Annotated in this window: 1 protein-coding gene; it reads right to left on the bottom strand. The window is 72.4% G+C overall.

Features of this window, described 5'->3' with window-relative positions:
* Positions 1-486 (bottom strand): IS110 family transposase (locus tag GPK39_RS08050; RefSeq protein WP_215674918.1); only part of this gene is annotated, 486 nt, incomplete at its 3' end.
* Positions 487-595: the final 109 nt, after the last annotated feature.

Below are 595 nucleotides of genomic sequence, written 5' to 3'. Positions count from 1 at the left end.
CCCGTCGGCGTTGCGCTCGTCCCAGACGTGGCCCAGCCTGATCAGGAACATGTTGAGGCGCTGCCTCGAGCGGCGGAGCTCGCGGGTCGCGTCGTCGAGGGCGCGGTCGAGGTCCCGGGCGGCCTCGACCGCCATGTCGGGCAGCGGGACCTCGACGATGTTGTGGGTGGCGAGCATGCGGGCGATGAACTCGGCGTCGCGCCGGTCGTTCTTGCGCCGGGCGTCCGCCGCCGGCCTCTGCATCTTGGAGACGGCGGCCACGGCGCAGTCGAGGCCGAGCGCGCGCAGCTCGCGCGCCATGTGGAAGCCGGTGGGGCCGCTCTCGTAGCACGCCCTCGGGTCCTCGAAGCCGAGGGCCCACTCCGCGATCTCGGAGGCGTCGGTGCCGAAGTCGCGGCGCACCACCTCGCCGGTGAAGGGGTTGAACGCCGCGGCGGCGACCGATCGCGCGTGGACGTCCAGGCCGATGGAGGTAACATGGGGCATGGGAAGCCTCCTCCCCGCAGGTGCGGTAAGGGCTACCGCACGGGCCGATACTCAAAGCCCATTGTGGCACCCCGAGCCCGCGGAAAGAAGCTGCGCCGCGGGGGAGGCG

The sequence above is a fragment of the Collinsella aerofaciens genome (assembly GCF_018785245.1).
GTDB classification, from domain to species: Bacteria; Actinomycetota; Coriobacteriia; order Coriobacteriales; family Coriobacteriaceae; genus Collinsella; species Collinsella aerofaciens_AD.
The sequence above is the reverse complement of the archived record's forward strand: the minus strand, read 5'-3'. Positions and strand labels throughout refer to the sequence as shown.